The sequence below is a fragment of the Clostridium sp. TJA032 genome (assembly GCF_058310275.1).
The window spans coordinates 15,751-41,638 of sequence record NZ_JBZEFB010000005.1 but is presented as its reverse complement, the minus strand read 5'-3'; the positions used below and the strand labels follow the sequence as shown (position 1 = coordinate 41,638).

At 28.8% G+C, this 25,888-nt stretch carries 16 protein-coding genes and 1 riboswitch; all 16 genes read left to right on the top strand.

Annotated elements, in window-relative coordinates:
* The first annotated feature begins 77 nt into the window (after window positions 1-77).
* Complete coding sequence (gene abc-f / locus AC4FRL_RS10635; RefSeq protein WP_491140190.1) at window positions 78-1,634, top strand: ribosomal protection-like ABC-F family protein; 1,557 nt, start codon at window positions 78-80, stop codon at window positions 1,632-1,634.
* Between the two features lie 1,105 nt (window positions 1,635-2,739).
* Window positions 2,740-2,823, top strand: a riboswitch (cyclic di-GMP riboswitch).
* A gap of 60 nt (window positions 2,824-2,883) precedes the next feature.
* A complete protein-coding gene (locus tag AC4FRL_RS10630) occupies window positions 2,884-5,052 on the top strand; it encodes a SpaA isopeptide-forming pilin-related protein (protein ID WP_491140188.1) in 2,169 nt (722 codons plus the stop codon).
* Between the two features lie 4 nt (window positions 5,053-5,056).
* Entirely contained in the window at window positions 5,057-6,601 is a 1,545-nt protein-coding gene (locus AC4FRL_RS10625; protein WP_491140186.1) for a SpaH/EbpB family LPXTG-anchored major pilin, read from the top strand.
* A gap of 162 nt (window positions 6,602-6,763) precedes the next feature.
* Window positions 6,764-7,612, top strand: coding sequence for a class C sortase (locus AC4FRL_RS10620; protein ID WP_491140184.1), 849 nt, complete (start codon window positions 6,764-6,766; stop codon window positions 7,610-7,612).
* Between the two features lie 397 nt (window positions 7,613-8,009).
* Window positions 8,010-8,603: a TVP38/TMEM64 family protein gene (locus AC4FRL_RS10615; RefSeq protein WP_491140182.1), complete on the top strand. Its 594-nt coding sequence runs from the start codon at window positions 8,010-8,012 to the stop codon at window positions 8,601-8,603.
* Window positions 8,604-8,833: 230 nt separating this feature from the next.
* On the top strand, window positions 8,834-9,478 hold the full coding sequence (locus tag AC4FRL_RS10610; protein ID WP_491140180.1) for a DUF5067 domain-containing protein: 645 nt from the start codon (window positions 8,834-8,836) through the stop codon (window positions 9,476-9,478).
* 283 nt (window positions 9,479-9,761) lie between these two features.
* Window positions 9,762-10,781 carry a PTS sugar transporter subunit IIC gene (locus AC4FRL_RS10605; protein ID WP_491140179.1) on the top strand — a complete coding sequence of 340 codons (1,020 nt, stop codon included), beginning with the start codon at window positions 9,762-9,764 and terminating at the stop codon, window positions 10,779-10,781.
* A 372-nt stretch (window positions 10,782-11,153) separates the two neighbouring features.
* Entirely contained in the window at window positions 11,154-11,612 is a 459-nt protein-coding gene (locus AC4FRL_RS10600) for a DIP1984 family protein (RefSeq protein WP_491140177.1), read from the top strand.
* Window positions 11,613-12,567: 955 nt separating this feature from the next.
* Window positions 12,568-14,049 carry an amino acid permease gene (locus tag AC4FRL_RS10595; RefSeq protein WP_491140176.1) on the top strand — a complete coding sequence of 494 codons (1,482 nt, stop codon included), beginning with the start codon at window positions 12,568-12,570 and terminating at the stop codon, window positions 14,047-14,049.
* A 154-nt stretch (window positions 14,050-14,203) separates the two neighbouring features.
* Complete coding sequence (locus AC4FRL_RS10590) at window positions 14,204-16,273, top strand: beta-galactosidase (RefSeq protein ID WP_491140174.1); 2,070 nt, start codon at window positions 14,204-14,206, stop codon at window positions 16,271-16,273.
* A gap of 398 nt (window positions 16,274-16,671) precedes the next feature.
* The gene (gene arcA / locus AC4FRL_RS10585) at window positions 16,672-17,913 is read left to right on the top strand and encodes an arginine deiminase (protein WP_491140172.1); all 1,242 of its coding nucleotides are present in this window, start codon (window positions 16,672-16,674) and stop codon (window positions 17,911-17,913) included.
* Window positions 17,914-17,982: 69 nt separating this feature from the next.
* Window positions 17,983-18,978, top strand: a complete 996-nt coding sequence (gene argF, locus AC4FRL_RS10580) for an ornithine carbamoyltransferase (protein WP_491140171.1) — start codon at window positions 17,983-17,985, stop codon at window positions 18,976-18,978.
* A gap of 146 nt (window positions 18,979-19,124) precedes the next feature.
* Window positions 19,125-20,558, top strand: coding sequence for an arginine-ornithine antiporter (arcD, locus tag AC4FRL_RS10575; protein ID WP_491140169.1), 1,434 nt, complete (start codon window positions 19,125-19,127; stop codon window positions 20,556-20,558).
* 45 nt (window positions 20,559-20,603) lie between these two features.
* Entirely contained in the window at window positions 20,604-21,548 is a 945-nt protein-coding gene (arcC, locus tag AC4FRL_RS10570) for a carbamate kinase (RefSeq protein ID WP_491140168.1), read from the top strand.
* Between the two features lie 16 nt (window positions 21,549-21,564).
* Window positions 21,565-22,062: an arginine repressor gene (locus tag AC4FRL_RS10565; protein WP_491140252.1), complete on the top strand. Its 498-nt coding sequence runs from the start codon at window positions 21,565-21,567 to the stop codon at window positions 22,060-22,062.
* Between the two features lie 442 nt (window positions 22,063-22,504).
* On the top strand, window positions 22,505-25,819 hold the full coding sequence (locus AC4FRL_RS10560; RefSeq protein WP_491140166.1) for a collagenase: 3,315 nt from the start codon (window positions 22,505-22,507) through the stop codon (window positions 25,817-25,819).
* Window positions 25,820-25,888: the final 69 nt, after the last annotated feature.

The window sequence follows — 25,888 nt, the reverse complement described above, 5'->3', positions numbered from 1 at the left end:
AAATACTTACATAGGGTAATAAATATAATTAAGCAGGAAGGGAGAGCTACTTTTTTGGTAGCGAAAATAGGAATTAAATGAGTATTTTAATAGTTAAGAATATGAATCATGGCTTTGGTGATAGAGCTATTTTTGAAGATGTTTCTTTTAGACTTTTAAAGGGGGAACATGTTGGACTTATTGGAGCTAATGGAGAAGGTAAGTCTACCTTTATGAATATAATAACTGGTAAGCTTATGCCAGATGAGGGCGATGTTCAATGGAGTAATAAGGTTAGAGTTGGTTATATGGACCAACATGCTAAGCTTGAGAAAGGAAAGACTATTAGAGAAGTTTTAAGAGAGGCTTTTCAATATCTTTTTGACATGGAAGCTGAGATGAATTCTCTTTATGAAAGAATGGGAGAAATGTCTGAAGAGGAGATGAATAAGGCTTTAGAGAGAACAGCTACAATTCAAGATATGTTAGACCATAATGGTTTTTATATGATAGATGCAAAGATTGAGGAAGTTGCATCAGGTTTAGGACTTAAAGATGTAGGACTAGATAAAGATGTTACTGATTTAAGTGGAGGACAAAGAACTAAGGTTTTATTAGCTAAGCTTTTATTAGAAACACCAGATATATTACTGCTAGATGAGCCTACAAACTACTTAGATGAAGAACATATAGAATGGCTTAAGAATTATTTAATAGGTTATGAAAATGCCTTTATTTTAATATCTCATGACATTCCATTTTTAAATAGTGTTGTAAATGTAATATACCATGTGGAAAATAGAGCCTTAACTAGATATACTGGGGACTATGATAACTTCATGAGAGTTTATGAAGCTAATAAGAAGCAGTTAGAGGCAGCTTATGAAAGACAACAAGCTGAAATTGCTAAGCTTGAGGATTTTGTTGCTAGAAATAAGGCTAGAGTTGCAACAACAGGAATGGCAAGGGCTAGACAGAAGAAGTTAGATAAGATGGATAGAATTGAACTTGCTTCTGAAAAACCAAAACCAGAGTTTAATTTTAAGCAAGGAAGAACTTCAGGAAAGCTTATTTTTGAGGCTAAGGACTTAGTTATAGGTTATGATGAACCCCTTAGTAAACCACTTAACATAAGAATGGAAAGAGGACAAAAAATAGCCCTAGTTGGTGCTAATGGACTTGGAAAATCAACTCTTTTAAAAAGCTTAATGGGACTTATAAAGCCAATAAGTGGAGAGGTTGAAACAGGAGATTATCAAAGTATTGGATATTTTGAGCAGGAAATAAAAGAAGCAAATTACAATACTTGCATAGAGGAAGTTTGGCAAGAGTTCCCTGGATATACTCAATATGAAGTAAGAAGTGCTTTAGCTAAATGTGGATTAACAACTAAGCATATTGAAAGTTCTGTTGCTGTATTAAGTGGAGGAGAACAAGCTAAGGTAAGACTTTGTAAGCTTATAAATAAAGAAACAAATATACTTATACTAGATGAGCCTACAAACCATTTAGATGTTGAGGCAAAGGAAGAATTAAAGAGAGCCTTAAAGGAGTATAAGGGTAGCATACTTTTAGTTTGCCATGAACCTGAGTTTTATAAAGATGTAGTAACAGATATATGGAACTGTGAGGAGTGGACTACTAAAATAGTTTAATAAAAATAAAAGCTATGGATTTTATTCCATAGCTTTTTTATTATACCTTAATAAAGTTAGTAAATTTTTTTTATAAAGGTAATTTTATCAGTATTTTTATATTAGAGGAAGTTTTTTATAAAAGGGGAAGTTAATTAAATGTTCAAATTTAATGACTACTTTTAAGTTTTTTGCCAGACTTTCTAATTAAGATGCCAGAGTTAAAACCAGAGATTTTTTAGTTATTTCAAGGCTTTTGCCATAGTTGCCAGAGTTTTATTATTTCTATATATAGGGAGTTTTTTAAAAAAAAATTTTTTTTTATTTTTTATAATTTTAGGAGAAGTGAAAAAGTAGGAAATCCAGTCATTTTTATAAAAAAAAGTGCCTTAAAGCTAGTTATACCAAGGGTTTTAGCTAATGACTACTTTTTCTTTATTTTCCTAAAAGTCTGGCATTTTTAAGTTATTTAGGAGATTTTTTTACAAGAGAGAAGGATTTTTACTTAGCAAAATAAAATTTTTTGTTAATTTTGTGATTTTATGGTGTTAATTTAGGATGTTTCAGTTATTTTCTTGGGAAATTGTAAAAAAATTACTGAAATTTTGCTCGTTATAGTTTTATATTTTATCTTCTTAAATGAGGATTTTTTAAATGATATATTATAATATTGGAATATTTATCTTATAAATTAAAATTTTTTAAAGTTATTTATAGATTTTCAAGTACTACCCCCTGCATATTTTTTATTTTAAATTTTTAATTTACTAATAAAAACTAGGGGGGAGAGGTAAGGGGATATGGCATTATTTTTTAGGTATATTTTATATTAATTGGTTATTTTTATTTATTCAATAAGTTTTGTTAAAAGTGAATAATTATTCCAAAAATTCCATTTAAGAAGGAATAAAAAAGTAAAAAATAAAAATCTTATCTTTTAAGAATGTATTAATTTAACACTTGATAAATTAATAATTTATTAATATAATAGGTACTAAATTGTTAATTTATCTTTTTTTAAATTAAGGGAGTTTTGACAAAAAATTTAAAATATTGTAACATACAGAACGAAATGAAAATTTATTTTAAACAAATGATGAATTTAATAAGACACTAATAAAGATAAAAATATTGTAGAAACGTTGATATATATTCTGTATTTGGGCATCTGGAATATATTGAGTTAGTGATGCAACCGACTATGTTTATAAAGTTATAAATATAGTCGGTTTTTTTATTTCCATTTTTTAAGAAAGGAGGAGTAGGTTTCATGAAAAAGAGTAGATTTTCCTATGGTTTTGTTTTTCTTTTAACTTTTATTTTTATTCTTACTACATTGCTTTCAAATACTAAAAGTGTTTTAGGAAAAGAGAGTAAGGATATTAAAAATGATGGAGCTGTTGAAATTACTAGTGCATCCTTTGAGAGTGAAAAGGTAGCTAAGGGTTTAAGAAACACTTTAAGAATTGATTATAAAATCTTAAATAAAGACAAGCTTAAGGAAGGAGATGTTATTAGCATCACTTTACCAGAGGTCTTTAAGGAAATTTCTCCAAAGTATCCAGAACAGCATTTTAAAGATTTTGATTTAAAAGATGGCGTTCTTACTTTAACTTTTAATGAGAATGTTGATAAAGCTGTTAAGGGATATATGCTTGTATCTTTTGTTGGTGATGAAAATATAAGAAAAGGTGTAACCTACCCTCTTACAATTGATTTATCTGGAAAGAAAAAAACTTTTTATGTAGAAGGGGAAGAATATGACAAACCTAGTGAGGGAATGCAGTATCCCCTTATGTATAAAACTGCTGACCTACCTTTAGCTGCAACAGATACAAAGGATGGACGAGAGTATTATGGAGAAATCTTAGATAGAAATAAGCCTATAAAATATTTTGTTGAAATTAACTTAGGTGATGGAAAAAATCCTAATACAAGAAGTTATTTAAGTAATGCTACCTTTGTAGATACTATTCCAGAGGGCATGGCACTAGATGTTTATAGCCTTTGTATAAAGAGAGTTGATTACAACAATTCAAGCAGTGAAGATGTTACAGAGGATTTTATAAAAAGTTCAAGAGTTCGTTCAAGTTTAAATTCTTTAGAAATAGATTTTGGAGATATAAGATATGAAAGATATACAGTAAGTTATGAAACAAGAATTACCTCAACAAAGAAGGGTTATTCCAATGAGGCTAAATTAACTTATGATGATGGAAAGGAAGTACCAGCAAGACATTATTCAAAGCTTTCTAAGGAGGCTGGTGCCTTAAATGTTCATAAAGAGGTTGATAGAACTTCAGTAAGTAGCAGAGATAAAGACCAAAAGATTAAATATACTATTAGATTTGATTCCTATGGACAGTTTTTTAAGGACACAGTAACCATAAAAGATAATTTAGACAAGCGTTTAAAGGATATAAAGGTTACAACTACAAGTCAGTTTGAAAGTTACTTTAACAAGGATACAAAGGAGTTAATTGTAAAAAACACAAAGGGTGCTATAGATAGCAAAGAGGAAGCTTACATAACTATTGAGGCAAGTATGAAGGATGTAAAGCCTGGAAGTGTTGTTGATAATGTTGCTTATGTTAATGGAAATCCAACTAACAAGGTTTCAACTAAGAAAAATTCAGTAATTAAACTTGTTTTAGATTCTGCATATTATGAAGAAGAATTTTACAACAGTTCTTCTTTTAGAATAACAACAAAAGAGGGAGAACCTGTTAAGGATATAAACAATGATAATATTGAATTTTTAAACTTTAAAAGGGGAGAAACAAAGCTTTTAGAACTACCTGTTGGAAGTTATAAAGTGGAGCAAGTAAAGTTTCCAGAGGGGCATGAGAGAAAGAAAAATACTGTTAAATTTGAGGTGAAAAAAGATTCAGGTAGTAAAACCGTAGTTATAAAGGGAAGTAAGAAAAAGCTTTCCACAAATCTTTTAATAGAAAAGGTTAATGAAAAGGGAAAACCTCTTAAGGGAGCAGAATTTAATATTTTTAAAGCTGAGGATTTAGAAAATCCCTTAAGTTTTTCTAAGGTTAATAAAAACTTCTCTCTTAAAGGGGAAGAAAATAACATTACAAATTTAGAATCTATAGAGGATTCAAACAAAATCAATATTAAAGATTTACCTTATGGAGAGTATGTATTAAGAGAAGTTAAAGCTCCTAAGGGATATAAGATTGGTAAAGATATTTATTTATATATAAATGAGGACAGATGTTTTTATAAGCTTGGAGAAGATGGAGAAGAAATATCTTTAAATAAAAACAAAAATGGCTATAAAATCTCAGTTAAAAATAGTAAGAGAATAGTCTTACCTAATACAGGAGGACTTGGTACTTATAAATTTTCATTCATCGGGGTTACTCTTTTAGCTGGAGCTTTAAGCTTATTAGGCAAAGAAATTGCCTTAAAAGAAAGGGAGAATTAAAAATATGAAAAAACATTCATTAAAAAGTTTTAGTTTTATTATGACATTTCTTATGTTCTTTGTTATAAGTGCAATGCCAGTATATGCATTAACAACACCTAAAGTAGATAAGAATGCTCAAACTCAAGGAAGTATTACAATAAATAAAGAAGGTGCTGTATTTGAAGCATATAAAATTTTAGATGCAGATAAGAGCATATATAACTATGATTATACAGTAAATGATAAATTTAAGAATTTCTTCGACAATTCTAATTATGGTTCTTATAAAAAAGATGCCATAAAAGATTTAAATAAAGATGACATAAAAGACTTTGCAGTTAATATACACAAATTTATTTTAGACAACAATATAGAAGGACAAAAACTTGAAAATGGTAAAAAGAATACTGTTGATTTAGGTTATTATATAGTTTTAGAAACTTCTGGGGATTCAAAGGGAGCCTTTGTTGCATCTACTCCTATGTTAGTTGCAGTTCCTACTGCCTTAGAAAATTCATGGAATTATGATGTTGAAATTAATCCAAAGGATAATACTGCAACCTTAGAAAAAAGAATAGTAATGGAGGATAATCGTAGAGTTAAAACTTCTTGTGCCTCTATAGGAGATACTATTAAATACGAAGTAAAAGCTTCAATTCCTTCTTATGAAAAGAATGCAAAAAATATAGTTTATAAGTTTACAGATAAAATGGGTAAGGGATTAACTTACAATGATAAGCTTGGTTTTAAGGTAACTTCAGGAAGTAAGACTTTTGAAAGTGGAAAAGACTATACTGTTGAAAGTAAAAATGATGAAAATGGAACAACTATTACAATAAACTTTGTTTATGACAATATAAAAGATTATGCACAAAGTGGACTATGCTTAAATTATGAAGCTAAATTAAATGAAAAAGCTATTATTAATGATATAAACAAAATAGGAAATGAAAATAACATAGAGTTAGAATATACAAACAACCCATATGTAGAGGGAAGCACTAAGAAACTAAAGGATAAAGTTACTTCATATACTTTTGGTTTACAAATTGAAAAGATTGATGAAGCAACAAAAGGAGAAAAGAACAAGCTTTACTTAAAAGGTGCTGAATTTAGTTTAGCTCCTGTAATTAATGGAAAGATTGTTGAAGAAAATAAACATTCTTATGTAACAGATGAGAAAGGTATTATAACAATCTTAGGATTAAAAGAAGGGGAATATGAATTAAGAGAAGAGGAAGCACCAGAGGGATATAGTTTATTAAAAGACCCTATAAAAATAAAAATAGAAGCTTCTAAAGATTCAGAAGGTAATTTCACAGGAGAGGCAAGCTTTAAGATAATCAATAACAATAAGGCTGCAACAGAATTAGAAGAAGTTAAAAGTGATGAAAACACATTATTTAATATTGAGGTTTTAAACCGTAAGGGAGTTTCTTTACCTTCAACAGGGGGACTTGGAAACACAGGATTTATAAAAATAGCAATTACTTTATTAGGAGTAGTTTGTATCTTAGCTGCTGCTGGTATTATCTACAATAGAGTTGAACTTAAGAGAAACAAATAAAAAATAAATAAAAAAATTAAATAGATAAAATTAAAAAACTTCTTTTTATGATGAAACTTAAAAAGAAGTTTTTTTACTAAGACTTAGAAATTTCTTTTTTACTAAAATAAATTTTAGGAGGTGAAATAGTGTCTATTAACTTAATATGACACTAGATTCCGTTTGAAAAGGCTAAAGAAACTATATTTTTATACTCTAATTTTAATTACACTTACGGCAATTGGATTTTTAATATATCCTAGCCTTTCTAATTACATAAACAATAAGTTTGCAGTATCAACTATTTCAGATTATAAAGAAACAATAAACAATAAAGATGAGGATGAAATAAATTCCTTAAAGGAAAGATGTAAAACTTATAACAAAAATTTATTTTATGAAGATGACAAAGCCATGGAAGAAACTCTTCCTTTTAAGAAGGGTGATATGATTGGCTATATAGAAATTCCAAGCATAAAGGTTAACTTACCTATATATTACGGCACAGAGGATAGTATATTAAAAAAAGGTGTTGGTCTTTTAGAAGAAACTTCTATACCTATAGGGGGAGAAAATACTCATGGAGTTTTATCAGCTCACACAGGCTTATCAAATCAAAAGCTTTTTACAGATATAGATAAATTAAAAGAGGGAGATTTATTTTTTATACATAGCTTAAGAGAAAATCTTTCCTATAAAGTAAATCAAATAAAGATTGTTAAGCCAGATGAGGTAGAGGATTTAGAAATTAAAGAGGGAGAAGATTATATAACCTTATTAACTTGTTATCCTTATGGAGTTAATACAGAGCGTTTATTAGTAAGGGGAGAAAGATGTAATATAAGTGAGAAAATAGATAATACTATAGACAAGGAAGGAAATATATATGCTCATTCTAATGAAAAACTTATAATATTAACTATTTCTCTAATTCTTTTATTAATCCTATTACTTTTAATTTTTATATACATAAAAAGAAAAGAAAAAAGAATAAAAAATTGTAATAATAAACAAAATCACCTTAAAAACTAAATTTAGAGGATTATACAAAATTTCAAAAAAAATAAAATGCCACTCTTAAAGATTTATTAAGATTTTTCATATATAAATGTAATATAAATTTAAGAGTATTATAATATTTAAGTAGTACTATTAAAATAGGGGATAGTAAAAATGCAAGGGTTAAAAAAGCATTTTATTTTTTTTAGCAATTTAAAAACTTTAAACAATAAAATTTACTTAACAATTTAATTATGAACCCTCTGTAATAAATTATGGAGAAAAATATTAAATATAAGTAAATGAAAAAACTGTTCAAGGAGGAAATTTAAATTTAGGTTTATTTATGAAAAAGAAAATTTTAATAATCTTAAGTATAGTGATTTTAATATTAGCGTGTATAACTTTATATTTAACAAGAGAACAAATAATGGAGTTTTATAAAATAATAACTAACGGAGAAATAGTAAAGGGCTATTTACAAAGATTTGGTCCCTGGTCTGCTGTAATATTCTTTATATTTCAAATATTACAGGTTGTTATATTCTTCATTCCTGGAGAAGTTATCCAAGCTGCTGGAGGATATATCTTTGGAGCTTTCTGGGGAACTGTAATTTCATTCTTTGGAATTGCTATAGGTTCTGCCATTTTATTTTACATATGTCAAAGATTCGGAAGAAGATTAGTACAAAAATTTGTTCCTAAGGATCTTTACGATAGACTAGAGAATATTTTAAATAGTCCTAAGTTTAAGCTTATATTAGTTATTCTTTTCTTTTTACCAGGTGCACCTAAGGATTCCTTAATAATGGTCTGTGCACTAAGTAACATAACCCTATGGCATTTTATAGTATTTTCCATGATTGGAAGAATACCAGCCCTAGTTGCCTCTTCCTTTATGGGTTCAAATTTAGCAGAAGGAAACATTGGCGGAGTAGTTATAATACTTATTATAGCTATAGTAGCTTGTGCTTTAGGCATAATATTTAGAAAAGATGTATTTAAATACATGGAAAAACTTTAATATTTATCTAATGAAATTTAAAAATTCCCACAAGAGCTTTTTAGTTTTTGTGGGAATTTTTAATTTTCCTATTTTTATTCATAAGACCTTGTTCTCCTTAATAAATATATAAATAGAAAAAACATAAAAAAACTTTTATGTTAGACTTTTTTAAGGTATTAAAGAAAATTAAATGGTTAATATTGTAAATAGGCTTTGAAATAGTTTAATATTTAATACTTGGAGGTTTTATGAATAAAGAAAAGCTAAAAAAAATATTTACAAGCAAAATATCTATAGGAATAATTTCTTTTATTATTGGTGGAATTGCCTTCTCAGGAAGTGGTGGAGGAGTTAATTTAAGTGATGAAAGGTATAATCAATTATTAGAGTTTGAAAAATTAGCTCTTAAAGAGGGAGAAGAGGTAGAAACCTTAAAGGTTAAAGAAGAGGTAAAAGCTAAAGAAGGAAAAGCAGAGGAAGAAGAAAAGAAACTAGCCCTTGGAGAAACTGCTTATTTAAGTGATGAAAATGGTGTTAAGCTTATGTCAGTAACTTTAGATAGTGCAAAACTTATAGATGAAAGAAATGAATTTTCAGATAAGAAGGCAGACAAAGTTGTTTTAATAGAATACACCTATGAAAACTTAGGTCTTGAGAACAATCTTCACTTATTTGAAGAAAATTTTAAAGTCTATGATGATTCAGGAAATATTTTAGAAACTTATCCAGCTACTAATAATATTAAATTTTCTAAGGCTATTAGTAAGGGGAAAAAATGCACAGCTACAATGGCTTTTGCCTTAAATAATGAGAAAAATAATTTAGAAATAGAATTTTATGAAAATATGTTTGATGAAAAACCCTCAAAAATTTTTAATATAGATGTTAATTAAAGTCTTTATAAAAATAAATTTAAAATATAAAAGCTGATTTTTATTTTATAAAAAATCAGTTTTTTTGTTTTTATTAAAAAATGTTTGATTTTTTTACAAATTAGTATAAAATATATAATAACTTTAATAATTTATACATAAATTACAAGAAAAAATATAAATAGCTATTTATAGAAAAAGGGTAATTTAAACAAAATTTAATAAGCAATAATATATTTTTATTGTAAATCACTAAGTAAAGCTTTTAAGAAAAGGTTTTTAAAAAAACTAAGGAGGAAAATTTATGCAAGTTTTAATTGGGGCAGGACTTTTATTAATAGTTTTAGGGTTGTTTACCTTATTTAGTTATAAGGCACCTCAGGGAATGAAAGCTATGGGGGCTTTAGCAGGGGCAGCCTGTGCAAGTTTTTTAGTGGAGGCTTTTCATTCATCTTTTTTTGGTAATGTTTTAAACATAGAATTTTTAAAGAAGGTTGGAGAGGCAAATGGAAGTTTAGGGGGAGTTGCAGCAGGGATACTTGTACCCTTAGCTTTAGGAGTTTCACCAGTTTATTCAGTATTAATGGGGCTATCTTGTTTAGGTTTAGGAATATTACCAGGATTTATTGCAGGATATTTAATGTCCTTTGTAGTTAAATTTTTAGAAAAAAAATTACCAAGTGGTTTAGATTTAATTGTAATAATACTTTTAGCTACTCCTCTTACAAGGGGAATAGGAGAATTTGTATCACCAGTAGTTGATTCTACTTTATTAAAAATAGGGCAAGTATTAATAGCTTCAGCAAATTCAAATCCTATAATAATGGGAATAATACTTGGAGGAATAATAACTGTAGTTGCCACAGCCCCTTTAAGTTCTATGGCTTTAACAGCAATGCTTGGCTTAACTGGTGCACCAATGGCTATAGGGGCTTTATCAGTTTTTGGTTCATCTTTCTTAAACTTTGTTTTATTTCATAAGATGAAATTTGGAAGTAAAAAAGATACTATATCTGTTGCTATAGAGCCTTTAACACAGGCAGATATAATAACTGCAAATCCTATACCTATTTATGTAACAAACTTTATAGGAGGGGCTTTATGTGGAATTATAATTGTTTTAATGGGACTTACAAACATGTCTCCAGGAACAGCCACTCCAATTGCTGGTTTTGCAGTAATGTTTGCATATAATCCAGCTTTTAAAGTCTTAATGGCTTCTTTAGCTTGTATTATTATAAGTGCAGGAAGTGGTTATTTAGGTTATTTACTCTTTAAAAATCACAAAATACGTACTGTAGCAGAAATTCGTGGAGAATTTTAAAAGAGATTATAACCTATTACATAAAAAATAAGTAAAAATTTAAATAAAATAAATAGTAAATACATAAGATAAATATTGATGTATTAAAGAAAAATAAAAGGTAATGCTTAATTTTCTTAAGTATTACCTTTTCTTATAAAGATTTTACAAGAAATCAAATTAAAGTCTAATAAGGGATAAATTTCTTAATTTATTAAGGCAAAAATTAACATTTTAAAAGGAGAATGAGTTTTTAATTTTTTGCTTTAGAGTTATAATAAAATAAAGCTTAAAATGTTTTTAATATTGCTAAAAATAACTTATATATTATATTTATGGGGATAGAGAAGTTTATGAGGCCAAGTTTAATAAAGTTTTATTGGAGGAATTAAAATGAAACTAGCTGAGGCATTAATATTAAGAGCAGATCTTCAAAAAGAGTTATTTAGTTTACAAAACAGAATAAATCAAAATTTATTAGTTCAGGAAGGGGAAAAACCTTCTGAAAATCCCTACACATTATATGATGAAATATTACTAAAAATAAATGAGTTAGAGGAACTTATAATAAAGATAAATAAGACAAATAGTAGCTACATAACAAGTAGTAATGAAAGCATCTCTGACTTAATTGTAAAGAGAGATATGTTAGGGAAAAAAATAAAAATATTAAAAGAAGTAGCAGAAGAGGCTACTGTAAAGGTAAATAGATATTCTCAAACTGAAATAAAAATATTTTCAGCTATGAAGGTTGAACAAGTACAAAGGGAAATAAACAGATATTCTAAGGAGTATAGAGAACTAGATACTAAACTTCAAGGATTAAATTGGACTATAGACCTTATGGAATAAAAACTAAATTTTAATATTTTAATTACCTTTATTTAAAACTAAAGAATAAATAAATTAAAATTCTAAAGAATAATTATATATAAAATTAGATGGTAGCTTTTGTTAGGGAGGTCATAAACCCTAGCCTTAGGGAAAAAAGGCAATTGTGTTACATAGATGTATCTAGGAGCAGATACCTATTTTATAATTTATGCTCACACAATTTACATGAGTACATTTTAAAGGGTATAATTTACAACCATATGGCTATTAGCAAAAGTGAGGTTTGGGGCTTTGGGGATAATTTTAAAAAGAGTTAAGAATTTTCTTAGCTCTTTTTTATTTTGTCTTTTTAAAGAATTTTTTTATTAATACTCTGTAAATTTTAATCTTACTTTTATAAGTGAAATTAAAATTGGTAAAAGTTTTAGTAATTCTTTTAGTGTAATATAATGCAATTTAAAATCGAAGAAAATAAAAGATTATAATTGGAATTTTAATATATACATAAAATTTTGGAGAATTTTTAAATAAAGATAAGTTATGAAATATAAGACAAAAGCAAGAATTTAATTTCAATATAATTCATAGAAAAATAGCTTAAAACCTTATCAAAAGACAAAGAGTAAACTTTAAGTAAAAAAATTAAAGAATAGATTTAAGTTAAAATTTTACAAATAATAATAAGTTAATATAATAAGAAAAATAATAATAAATTATCAATAAAAACAAGATATTTAGATTATTTTGATAAAAAACCTTATTTTACAAGGAAGGTAGCAAAAATATATAATGTTACGAAAGTTTTAATTAGATAAAATCAAGTAAAATTAATTAGTAAAATTATAGAATTTTTACTGATTATTCAAAATTTGTACATTAACATTAAGTAAAAAAATGATATTATAATGTCAGAAAACGTTTCCTACGGGAAATTTTTTAGTAAAAAAATAATAAAGATGAGGAGGATTTAAAGATGGGTGAGAGAAAAAGATCGCTGACTTCAGGGGCCTTAATGCTTATGACTTTCACGGCGGTGTTTTCATTTGGAAACATAATCGACAGTAGTGTTGAAATTGGACTGGCTACAATACCATCATACATATTTGGTACAGTATTTTACTTCCTACCGTTTGCTTTAATGATTGGTGAATTTGCATCTGCTAGTTCAGACTCTGAATCAGGTATAAACAGTTGGATAAAGAAATCTTTAGGAGCTAGATGGGCATTCTTAGGTTCCTGGTCTTATTTCTTTGTTAACTTGTTCTTCTTTACTTCATTACTACCTAAGACGTTAATATATGCATCTTATACTTTCTTTGGTAGAAACGTATTTGACGGAAAAACAGTACTAATCTCAATTATATCTATAATATTATTCTGGGGAGTAACTTTAATTTCTACTAAAGGTGTATCTTGGATATCAAAAATTACAAGTATCTCAGGTATCGCTAGAATTATATTAGGTTTAGGATTTATAGTATTATCTTTCGGGGTAGTATTCTTATTAGGAAAAGCTCCAGCACAAGAGTTTACAACTGAAACTATTATGCCAAAGTTTAACTGGTCATACTTCATGGTTTTAGCTTGGGTTTTACAAGCAGTTGGTGGTGCTGAAAGTATAGGTGTATACATAAAGGACGTTAAAGGTGGAAACAAGACCTTTATAAAAACTATGGTAATGTCAACAATCATAGTTGGTGGTTTATACGCTTTAGGAGCAGTTTCAGTAGGTTTAGTTGTACCATCTGATGTGTTACAAGGTAACTTCTCAAATGGTTTATTCGATGCTTTCGCTATATTAGGTTCTAATTACGGCGTAGGTAATATAATAACTAACATAGTTGGATTCATAATGATGCTTGCATCTTTAGGTTCACTAGTTTTATGGACAGCAGCTCCAGTTAAAGTATTATTCTCAGAAATTCCAGAAGGTATCTTTGGTAAGTGGATTGCTAAAACAGATAAAAAAGGAACTCCTGTAAATGCTTTATATGTACAAGCTGCAATAGTAACTGTATTATTATTAGTTCCAGCTTTAGGAATAGGTTCTGTTGATAACTTACTTCAAATGTTAATAAACATGACAGCTTCAACATCACTAATTCCAGTATTATTCTTCTTAGTTGGATACATTGTATTAAGAGCTAAGAAAGATGATATGCCAAGAACATTCAAAGTTGGACCAAGAAAATTTGGTATAGCAATAGGTATATTATTACTTGCTTTATTCATATTCGTATTTGTAATATCTTCAATACCAGCTCCACAAGACTTCATAGCATACTTTAACGGAACGTTAGAGCCAGGAGCAACAAATCCAGTCTTTGTACTTCTATACAATGTATTAGGATTAGTATTCTTCGTAGGATTTGCTGAAATCTGCTGGAGAAGATACGAAAAGAAAGTTGGTAAGGCAGTAGCTAACGAGTGGAATGTACCAGACGCTGACAAATAATTAATTTAATAATTAAATAAAAAAAGAGTATTTAGGAATAGGCTATACAAACTATAGCTTATTCCTATAACTATAAATTAGCTTAAAATATACAATTTACTTTATATATTAATGAGATTAAAACATTTAACTTATTAAAAATGGAGGGATTATTTTGAAAAATTTTGGACCAATAAGTTCTAAAGTAACAAAAATGCTTCATGGAGCAGATTACAACCCAGAGCAATGGATTGATATGCCAAGCATATGGGGGGAAGATGTTAGATTAATGAAGCTTTCTCATACAAATGTTGTAGCTGTGGGAATATTCTCATGGACAATGTTAGAGCCAGAAGAAGGTAAGTTTAACTTTGAATGGTTAGATGAAATCATGGATTTAATGCACAAAAATGGTAACTATGTAATACTTGCAACACCAAGTGGTGCTAAACCAATATGGATGGCTCACAAATATCCAGAAACTTTAAGAGTTGCTCCAAACAGAGTAAGAAATCTTTATGGAGAGCGTCATAATCATTGTTATACATCTCCTATATACAGAGAAAAAATAGGTATAATAGATAGATTATTAGCTGAAAGATACAAAGACCATCCAGCTTTAATCTTATGGCACATCTCAAATGAGTTTGAAGGTCAATGTTACTGTCCTTTATGTGAAGCTGCTTTTAGAGATTTCTTAAGAGAAAAATATAACAATGACATAAACAAGTTAAACAAAGCTTGGTGGACTAAGTTCTGGAGTCATACATATTCTTCTTTTGATGAAATAGAGGCACCAGCTCCTCACGGAGAACCAGCTCTTCATGGATTAAACTTAGACTGGATGAGATTTGTAACTCACCAAACTTTAGATTACTACAAGCATGAAAGAAGTATCTTAAAGGATATTACACCAGATATTCCTGTAACTACTAACTTCCATGATTACATCTCATTATTCAGAGGAATAGATTACTGGAAATTTGCTCCTTACCTAGATGTTGTATCTTGGGATAACTACCCTTACTGGCATGGAGAAAGAACTGATGACCATGAAGGAAGTAGAATAGGCTTTGTTCATGACTTAAACAGAGCAATATTAAATGGTAAACCATTCATGATGATGGAAAGTTCACCAAGTTCAACAAACTGGCAACCAGTTGCAAAACTTAGACGTCCAGGAATGCATGTATTATCTTCTCTTCAAGCTGTAGCTCATGGTTCAGATACAGTACAATACTTCCAATGGAGAAAGAGTAGAGGTTCATCAGAAAAATTCCATGGAGCTGTTGTAGACCATTGTGGACATGAAAATACAAGAGTATTTAGAGATGTAACTAAGGTTGGAGAAATATTATCAAAACTTGATGATGTAGTAGGAACTTCTGTAGAACCACAAGTTGCAGTTATATATGACTGGGAAAACTACTGGGCAATATATGATGCACAAGGTCCTAGAATAGAAAAGAAAGATTACTTTGAAACTTGTCAAAAGCACTACAAAGGTTTCTGGGATTTATCAATTCCAACTGACGTTATAAACATGGATTGTGATTTCTCAAAATATAAAGTAGTTGTAGCACCAATGCTTTACATGGTAAGACCAGGTGTTGGAGAAAGATTAGAAGAGTTTGTTAAAAATGGAGGAACTTTAGTTACAACTTACTGGAGTGGAATAGTTGATGAAAACGACCTTTGCTTCTTAGGAGGATTCCCAGGACCATTAAGAAAGGTTACAGGAATTTGGGCTGAAGAATTAGATGCACTTTATGATGAAGATGTAAACTATGTTTCAATGAAAGAAGATAACAACTTAGGAATGAAGGGTGAATATGAAGCTAGAATATTCTGTGATTTAATTCACTCAGAAGGTGCTGAAGTTCTTGCAACATACAAAACTGATTTCTACAAAGGAATGCCAGCTTTAACTTGCAATAGCTTTGGAAACGGACAAGCTTACTATATAGCATTTAGAAATAATGATGAGTTCTTATCAGATTTCTATGCAAGCTTAGCTAAGAAGTTAGACTTAAAGAGAGCTATAAATCTTGACTTACCAAAAGGAATAAATGCACAAGTTCGTATGGATGAAAAGAATGAATTTGTATTCTTTATGAACTTCTCAGCAGAAGATAAGGTAATAGACATTAAAGACTTTGACTTAACAGATATGGTAAGTGGAGAAAAAATAGAAAAAGAAATCAAAATGGAACCATATGGAGTAAGAATAGTTAGAAAAAAATAAGATATTAAAAAAATAGAGAAGTATCTTGTTTGCAAATCACTTTAAAAATATAAAATTTAAATACTTTTATTAAAAAAATCCTATTAATGTATCAAACAGGCAAAGAAATTTGCCTGTTTTTTTGTCGTTAAAAAAATTTTTTTAAGAAATTTATTCGTTAATTATACATCAAATATGCATTATATTCTTAAAAAATACAGTAACTGGATACCTTGAAATATTTAATTTTAAAGAATAATTCTTAAAATTTTAAAAAAAAATTCATTAAATTGATGAATAAAAATAATTTCAGTATACAATATTTTACCAAATAGGGATTTGAAAACGTTTTGAAAAAGGTGTATAAAGAATGTGTAAGCAATATTAAAAATAAAAAGTTTAGAGGAGGAGTAAGTCTTATGCGTGATGACAGAGCTTTAAATGTTACTTCCGAAATTGGAAGATTAAAAACAGTTCTACTACATAGACCTGGAGAAGAAATTGAAAATTTAACTCCAGATTTATTAGATAGGTTATTATTTGATGATATTCCATATTTAAAGGTTGCGAGGGAAGAGCATGATGCTTTTGCACAAACTTTAAGAGATGCGGGAGTAGAAGTTCTTTATTTAGAAGTTCTTGCTGCTGAAACTATGGATACTGATTGCGAAGTTAAAGATAAATTCATAAGAGAATTTATAGACGAAGCAGGAGTACAAAGTGAAGGATTAAAAGAAGCATTAGTAAAATATTTTAAATCTTTTAGCACTAATAAAGAAATGATAGATAAAATGATGGCAGGAGTTAGAAAGGAAGAACTTAAAGATTATCACAGAGAATCTTTATATGAACAAGTAAATGATGTTTATCCATTCATATGCGACCCTATGCCAAACCTTTACTTTACAAGAGATCCATTTGCAACAATTGGACATGGTATAACTTTAAACCATATGAGAACTGATACAAGAAATAGAGAAACTATTTTTGCTAAATATATATTTAGACATCATCCAAGATTTAAAGGAAAGGATATTCCATTCTGGTTCAATAGAGAAGAAAATACTTCCCTTGAAGGTGGAGATGAATTAATTCTTTCAAAAGAAATCTTAGCAGTTGGTATATCTCAAAGAACAGATTCAGCATCTGTTGAAAAACTTGCTAAAAAATTACTTTACTATAAAGATACAACTTTCAAAACTGTACTAGCATTCAAAATACCAGTATCAAGAGCATTTATGCATTTAGATACAGTATTTACTCAAGTAGACTATGACAAGTTTACAGTTCATCCAGGAATTGTAGGACCTTTAGAAGTTTATGCAATAACTAAAGACCCTGAAAATGATGGAGAATTAATTGCAGTTGAAGAATGCGATACTTTAGAAAATATCTTAAAGAAATATCTAAAGAGAGATATTGAATTAATAAAATGTGGTGGCGGAGATGCAATAATAGCTGCTAGAGAACAATGGAACGATGGTTCAAATACTTTAGCAATCGCACCAGGAGAAGTTGTAGTTTACTCAAGAAACTACGTAACTAATGCAATATTAGAAAAGAAAGGTATCAAATTACATGTAATACCATCCTCTGAGTTATCAAGAGGTAGAGGGGGCCCAAGATGTATGTCAATGCCTTTAATAAGAGAAGATTTATAATTTAAATTTCATAATAAATTGAAATATTTATAATATAAAAATTTATTAACTATTTAGGAGGAATTCAAAATGGCAGTTAACTTAAAAGGAAGAAGCTTTTTAACTTTAAAAGATTTTACACCAGAAGAAATTAGATATTTATTAGATTTATCACATGATTTAAAGGCTAAAAAAAGAGCTGGAATACTAGGAGATAGCTTAAAAGGTAAAAACGTAGTTTTATTATTTGAAAAGACATCAACTAGAACAAGGTGTGCATTTGAGTGTGGAGCTGCTGAAGAAGGTGCTCATGTAACATTCTTAACTAACTCTCAAATGGGTAAAAAAGAATCTATTGAAGATACTGCAAAAGTTTTAGGAAGAATGTATGACGGTATTGAATTTAGAGGATTTAAGCAATCAACAGTTGAAGAACTTGCAAAATATGCAGGAGTTCCTGTATGGAATGGTTTAACTGATGCTGACCACCCAACTCAAATACTAGCAGACTTCTTAACAATAGAAGAACATGCAAGCAAACCATTAAGAGAAATAAAATTAGTATTTGCAGGAGATACAAGAAACAACATGAGCTACGCTTTAATGTATGGTGCTGCTAAAATGGGAATGCACTTTGTAGCTTTAGGACCAGAAAGCTTAAGACCAGATGAAGCAATTCTTAAAGAAATGCAAGAATATTCAAAAGAAACTGGTGCAATCATAGAATTCTGTTCAGATGTTGATGAAGCTGTTAAAGGTGCAGATGTTATCTATACTGATATATGGGTATCAATGGGTGAAGATGAAAGTCTATATCCAGAAAGAGTTAAATTATTAACTCCATACAAAGTTACAAGAGAAATGATGAATAAAACAGGAAATAAACATACTTTATTCATGCATTGCCTACCTTCATTCCATGATGAAGATACAGAAGTATGTAAAGACATGATGGATAGATTAGGTCTAGACATAAGAGAAGTTGAAGATGAAGTATTTAGAAGCAAAAATTCAGTTGTATTTGATGAAGCTGAAAATAGAATGCATACAATAAAAGCAGTAATGGTAGCAACTGCTGGTAGATAATAAATTTTATTAAAGGCTGTATTTATAATATTAATCTAAGGAATTATTAAAATTTAAAGTTTAGGCTTAATAACTGAATTTTCCTTTCATTATATTATAAATACTGTCTTTCTTTAATTGAATAAAAAGAAAGCAGGTGAAAGTATATGTCAGAAAATAGAGAACCTCATAAATTGAGTTTTGCTCAACTAGCTGCTTTAATAGTTGGTTCTATGATTGGTGGAGGAGCCTTTAACCTTCCTTCAGATATGGCAAGGGGAGCAGGTACTGGAGCCATTATAATTGGATGGATTATAACAGGTATTGGTATGATTGCTTTAGCTTTTGTTTATCAATCTTTAGCTAATAGAAAACCTGAATTAACAGGTGGTGTTTATAGTTATGCAAAGGCTGGTTTTGGAGAGTACATAGGCTTTAACTCAGCTTGGGGATATTGGCTAAGTGCATGGATAGGAAATGTATCTTATTCCGTTCTTTTATTTGGAGCAATAGGTTATTTCATACCTATGTTTGGAGCAGGAAATAACGTTGCATCTATTATTGGAGCATCAATATTACTTTGGGCATTTACATTATTAATCTTAAATGGTGTAAGTGGAGCAGCACTTATAAATCTTATCACTACAATAGCTAAATTAGTTCCAATATTCTTATTTATAGTAATATTATTGTTCTTCTTTAACTTTCACAAATTTACTTTTGAGTTTTGGGGAACAAGTGATTTAGGAAGCATTGTTGATCAAGTTAAGAGTACAATGCTAGTAACTTTATGGACTTTCATAGGTATTGAAGGTGCAGTAGTTGTTTCAGGAAGAGCTAAAAAACAAAGTGATGTAGGTAAAGCTACAGTTATGGGTCTTGTTGGAACATTAATAATCTATATGATAATAACATTAATGTCTTTAGGAGTTATGGATAGAGTTAAACTTGCAGGTCTTGATAATCCATCAATGGCTTATGTTCTTGAATTTGCAGTAGGTAAATGGGGAGCAGTTATTATAAATATAGGATTAATAGTATCTTTATTTGGTTCACTTCTTGGATGGGCATTACTTGCAGCAGAAATCCCTTACGTAGCAGCTAATGATGGTGTTTTACCTAAGATTTTTGGTAAATTAAACAAAAAAGGAACACCATATGGTTCATTAATTATAACTAATTTATTAGTTCAGGCATTTTTAATATTAACTTTAGTTGCAAACAGTACTTATCAAGCTCTATATTCAGTAGCTAGTACAGCAATATTAGTTCCATATCTTTTAAGTGCTATGTATGGATTTAAGTTAGCCTTAACAGGAGAAACATATGATTTAAATCCTTCAGGAAGAACAAGAGATAAAATTTTTGGTGGTATAGCAACCGTTTACGCTATCTGGTTATGCTATGCAGCTGGACTTAAATACTTATTATTATGTTTCATCTTATATGCAGTAGGTATTATATTCTTCTACATTGGTAAGAAGCAACATAATAAAGATGCAAAAGTATTTGTAGGAAAAGAAAAAATACTAGCAATAATTGTTGTAATCATAGCTATTATAGCAGTAGTTATGTTATTTAACGGGTCAATAAGTATATAAAATATTTAAAAATACAAGCTTTTAAAATCAAGGAGGAATAAAATTATGAAAATAGTTTTAGCATTAGGAGGTAATGCTCTACAAAAAGATTCAAAGGATAAAAGTGCAGAAGGTCAATTAGAAACATGTAGAAAAACAGCTGTTTCAATAGCTGATTTAATAGAAGAAGGCCATGAAATATCTATAGTTCATGGAAATGGTCCTCAAGTTGGACAAATATTAGCTAGCATAGAATTAGCTCATCAAACTGACGAAGCAAATCCATTATTTCCTTTTGATGTAGTAGGTGCTTTCTCAGAAGGATACATTGGATATCATCTTCAAAATACTATTAGAGAAGAGCTATTAAAAAGAGGAATAAATAAATCAGTAGATACAATTGTAACTCAAGTAATCGTTGACAAAGATGACCCTGGTTTTAAAAATCCAACAAAACCAATAGGTTCATTCTACAACAAAGAAGAAGCTGAAAAGCTAGAAAAAGATAAAGGATATGTAATGAAGGAAGATGCAGGTAGAGGATATAGAAGAGTAGTTGCATCACCAAAACCTTTAGATATAGTTGAGAAAGAAGCAATACAAACTATTGTTGATAATGGTTTTGTTGTAATAGCTTGTGGAGGAGGTGGAATCCCTGTTATACAAGAAGGAAACAGATTAACTGGAGTTCCTGCAGTTATAGACAAGGATTTCGCAGCAGAAAAATTAGCTGAAATATTAAAGGCAGATGCTCTATTAATATTAACTGCCGTTGATAGAGTTTGCATAAACTTTAATAAACCAAATCAAGAAGAACTAAAAGAAATCAACTTAGAACAAGTTGATAAATATATAGAAGAAGAGCAATTTGCAAAAGGAAGTATGCTTCCTAAGGTTGAAGCTTGTAAGAAGTTTGTTCAAAGTGGAGACAATAAAATTGCAATAATAGCTTCCTTAGACAAAGCTAAAGAAGCATTAAAGGGAGAATCAGGAACAAAAATAGTAAGATAAATTAAAAAAATACCTTATTTTTAATTTATATAGTATTAAAGATGGTAAAGGGGAGATTATTATCAGTACAGAAAAATCTTTAAGGCATCAAATAATATTAGATATAATTGAAAACAAGTGTATAGGAAAGCAAGAAGAACTAATGATTGAACTTAAGGAAGCTGGGGTAAAGGTAGCACAAGCTACTTTATCAAGGGATCTTCACGAACTGAACATAAGAAAAAAATCCGTTGCCAATCATGAACAAAGATATGTTGTTTTAAAAGAAGATGATTTCATAAAGAAGTTTAAAAATATATTTAAAAGTTCGGTAAAAAGGCTTTCTATGCAGGAAAATTTCATAGCCGTTGATACTTCAGATGGCATGGCTAGTCTGATTGGAAGGTTTATAGAGAAGCTTGAAGAAAATAGGATAGCTGGTACTATAGCTAGAAAAAATCATATTCTAGTCTTGTGTAGAAGCGCAGAGGCTACCCACCAAATTCTTAAGGAGTTAGATTCTTTAAGAGCTTAAATTAATTTTATGAAATTAACTCTTAGGAGTTAATATAAATTGCTTAAAGTTTTAGTGTATAACAATAGTGTTTATACAAAAAATTCCCTGAGTTTAAACAATTACCTAAGTTACCATTAAATATTACGCTTAAATAGCTTTGAAAAATTTAAAGCTATTTGGCGTAATATTTTTTTGCAATTAATAAACTTTAATTTTAATTATTAGTGAATTAAAAAATATATTTAGAAAAATTAAAAATAATAGGATAAATTAGAAATTAAACATAAAAAATTACAAATTTTATGTTATAATTTAGATGTTAATAAAATAATAACAAGTGGTGAATAAATTTTAAATGTGTAGGGTTATTTTAAATTAATGTGTATAGAAAGAACCTATTTAAAAATATAAATTAGGTTTTTTATATAAATATTATTTAAAATATAGGAGGCATTTAAACATGAAAAAAAACTTAATAAGGGGAGAGCTTACAAAAATTAAGTTAGTTGAAAGATTGTCGGCAACTTTTGCTTTATCAGCATTTATTTTATTTAACAGTTCCTTTAGGGTACTTGCAGCTGATAAAAAGGGGGAGCCTAGTGATAATGGACAGATTACTAGAGAGATAACATCTTATGACAATTGTAAAAATCAATTAAAAGATGAGGTAGCTACAGACAATAATAGACCTTTAGGTCCTAAAAATGCTTTAGAGAGAGCAGAGAATAAAAAGATTTATACCTTTGATGAACTTAATAGAATGAATTATAGTGATTTAGTTGAACTTATAAAAACTATAAATTATGAAAATGTACCTGACTTATTTAATTTTAATGACGGTTCATATACTTTTTTTAGTAATAGAGACCGTGTTCAAGCTATAATATATGGTTTAGAGGAAAGTGGAAGAACTTATACAGCAGAGGATGATAAAGGTATTCCAACTTTAGTTGAATTTTTAAGAGCTGGATATTATTTAGGTTTTTATAATAAGGATTTAGCTTATTTAAATACAACACAATCAAAAAATCAATGTTTACAAGCTATGAAAAACATTGAGTATAATAGTTATTTTAGACTAGGAACAAAGGTTCAAGATGGAGTTGTTGAAGCCTTAGGAAGATTAATAGGTAATACCTCAGCAGATACTGAAGTTATAAATAACTGTATATATATATTAAGTGATTATAAAGATAACATAGATACTTATGGAAAAAGCTATAGTAAGGGAAATGCAGTATACAATCTTATGAAGGGTATTGATTATTACACAAATTCAGTAATATACAATACAAAGGGATATGATGCTAAAAATACTGAGTTTTACAATAGAATAGATCCATACATGGAAAAATTAGAAGGACTATGCACAATAGGTGATAAGTTAAATAAAGATAATGCCTGGCTTGTAAACAATGCTTTATACTATACAGGTAGAATGGGGAAATTTAGAGAAAATCAATCAATTTCTCAAAGAGCTTTAGAAAAGGCTATGGAAGAGTATCCTTATTTATCATATCAATATATTGAGGCAGCTAATGATTTAGACTTAAACTTTAATGGAAAAAATTCCGAAGGAAATGATATAGATTTTGATAAAATAAAGGAAGATGCAAGAGAAAAATATCTTCCAAAGACATATAATTTTGATGATGGAAAATTTGTAGTAAAAGCTGGAGATAAGGTAACAGAGGAAAAAATTAAAAGATTATACTGGGCTTCAAAGGAAGTTAAGGCTCAATTTATGAGAGTAGTTCAAAATGACAAGCCTTTAGAAGAAGGAAATCCAGATGATATTTTAACTGTTGTTATTTACAACTCACCAGAAGAATATAAATTAAATCGTATAATAAATGGATTTAGTACTGATAATGGAGGAATATATATTGAGAATATAGGAACTTTCTTTACTTATGAAAGAACACCAGAGGAAAGTATATATACTTTAGAAGAATTATTCCGTCATGAGTTTACTCACTATCTTCAAGGAAGATATGTAGTTCCAGGAATGTGGGGACAAGGTAAGTTTTATGAAGATGGAGTATTAACTTGGTATGAAGAAGGAACAGCAGAGTTTTTTGCAGGTTCAACTAGAACTGATGGAATAAAACCAAGAAAATCAGTTGCTCAAGGACTAGCATATGATAGAAATAACAGAATGTCTTTATACTCAGTACTACATGCTAAGTATGGTTCTTGGGATTTTTATAACTATGGCTTTGCATTATCTAACTATATGTATAACAATAACATTTCAATCTTTAACAAGATGACAGATTATATAAAGAAAAATGATGTAAATTCTTATAAAAATTACATTGCATCTCTTAGTAGTGATTATAATTTAGATGATAGTTATGAATCTTACATAGATTCCTTACTAAATAATATGGATAACTTAGATGTACCTTTAGTTTCAGATGAATATGTAAATGGACATGAACCTAAGGATATAGAAGAAATAAAAAATGATATAAAAGAAGTTTCAAATATAAAAGACCTTTCTAGTAATGTAGAAAAATCTCAATTCTTCACAACTTATGATATGAAAGGAACATATGTAGGGGGAAGAAGTCAAGGAGAAGAAAATGACTGGAAAGATATGAACTCTAAGCTAAACGATATACTAAAAGAATTAGCTAAGAAAAAATGGAATGGATACAAAACTGTTACTGCATACTTTGTAAATCATAGAGTAGATGAAAATGGAAATTATCTTTATGATGTTTCATTCCATGGTATGAATACAGATACAAATACAGAGGTTCATCTTAATAAAGAACCTAAAGCTATTATAGAATCTAATTCATCTGTAGTTGTTGGAGATGAAATAAACTTTGATGGAACAGCTTCAAAGGATGAAGATGGAGAAATAAAAGCTTATGAGTGGGATTTTGGAGATGGAGAAAAATCTAAGGATGCTAAGGCTACTCATAAATTTAACAAGGTAGGAGAATATGAAGTTAAATTAACAGTTACAGATAATAATGGTGCTTTAAATACTGAAAGTAAGAAGATAACTGTTACAGAGGATAAGCCTGTTGAGGTTATGAATGAAAGTGAACCAAATAATGATTTTGAAAAAGCTAATCAAATACCTAAATCTAATATATTAGTTAAGGGGACTTTATCAGAGGAAGACTATTCAGATAAATATTACTTTGATGTTGATAAGAGAGGAAATGTTAAAATAACTCTTGATAATTTAAATTCCGTTGGCATAACTTGGACACTTTATAAAGAAGGAGATTTAAGTAACTATGTAATGTATGCCACAGGAAATGAAGGAACAGAATTAAAAGGTGAAAAAACTTTAGAACCTGGAAGATATTATTTAAGTGTATATACTTATGATAATCAAAAGGGTGCTTATACAGTTAATGTAAAAGGAAATCTTAAAAATAATGTTAAAGAAGTAGAAAAAGATGCTATAGAAGAAGTTGAAAACAATAATGAATTTAACAAGGCTATGAAGGTTAATAGCAATAGCAAGATAAATGGAACTTTAGGAAATGATGACCTTAAGGACATTTATAGCATAGATATAGAAAAGGATAGTGATTTAAATATATTAGTTGAGAACTTAGACAATATACAAATGAACTGGTTATTATATTCAGCTGATGATTTAAATAATTATGCAGATTATGCAATTGCTGAGGGAAATAAGTTAAGTAATAATTGCAAAGTAAAAGCAGGAAAATATTATTTATGTGTTTATACCTTTGGAAATTCAGGTACAGGAAAGTACACAGTAAACTTAAAAAATAAATAGATTTTTATAGGCTGTATAAAGGGCTTAAAGATAAAAAATAAAATCTTTAAGGTCTTATACAGCCTTATT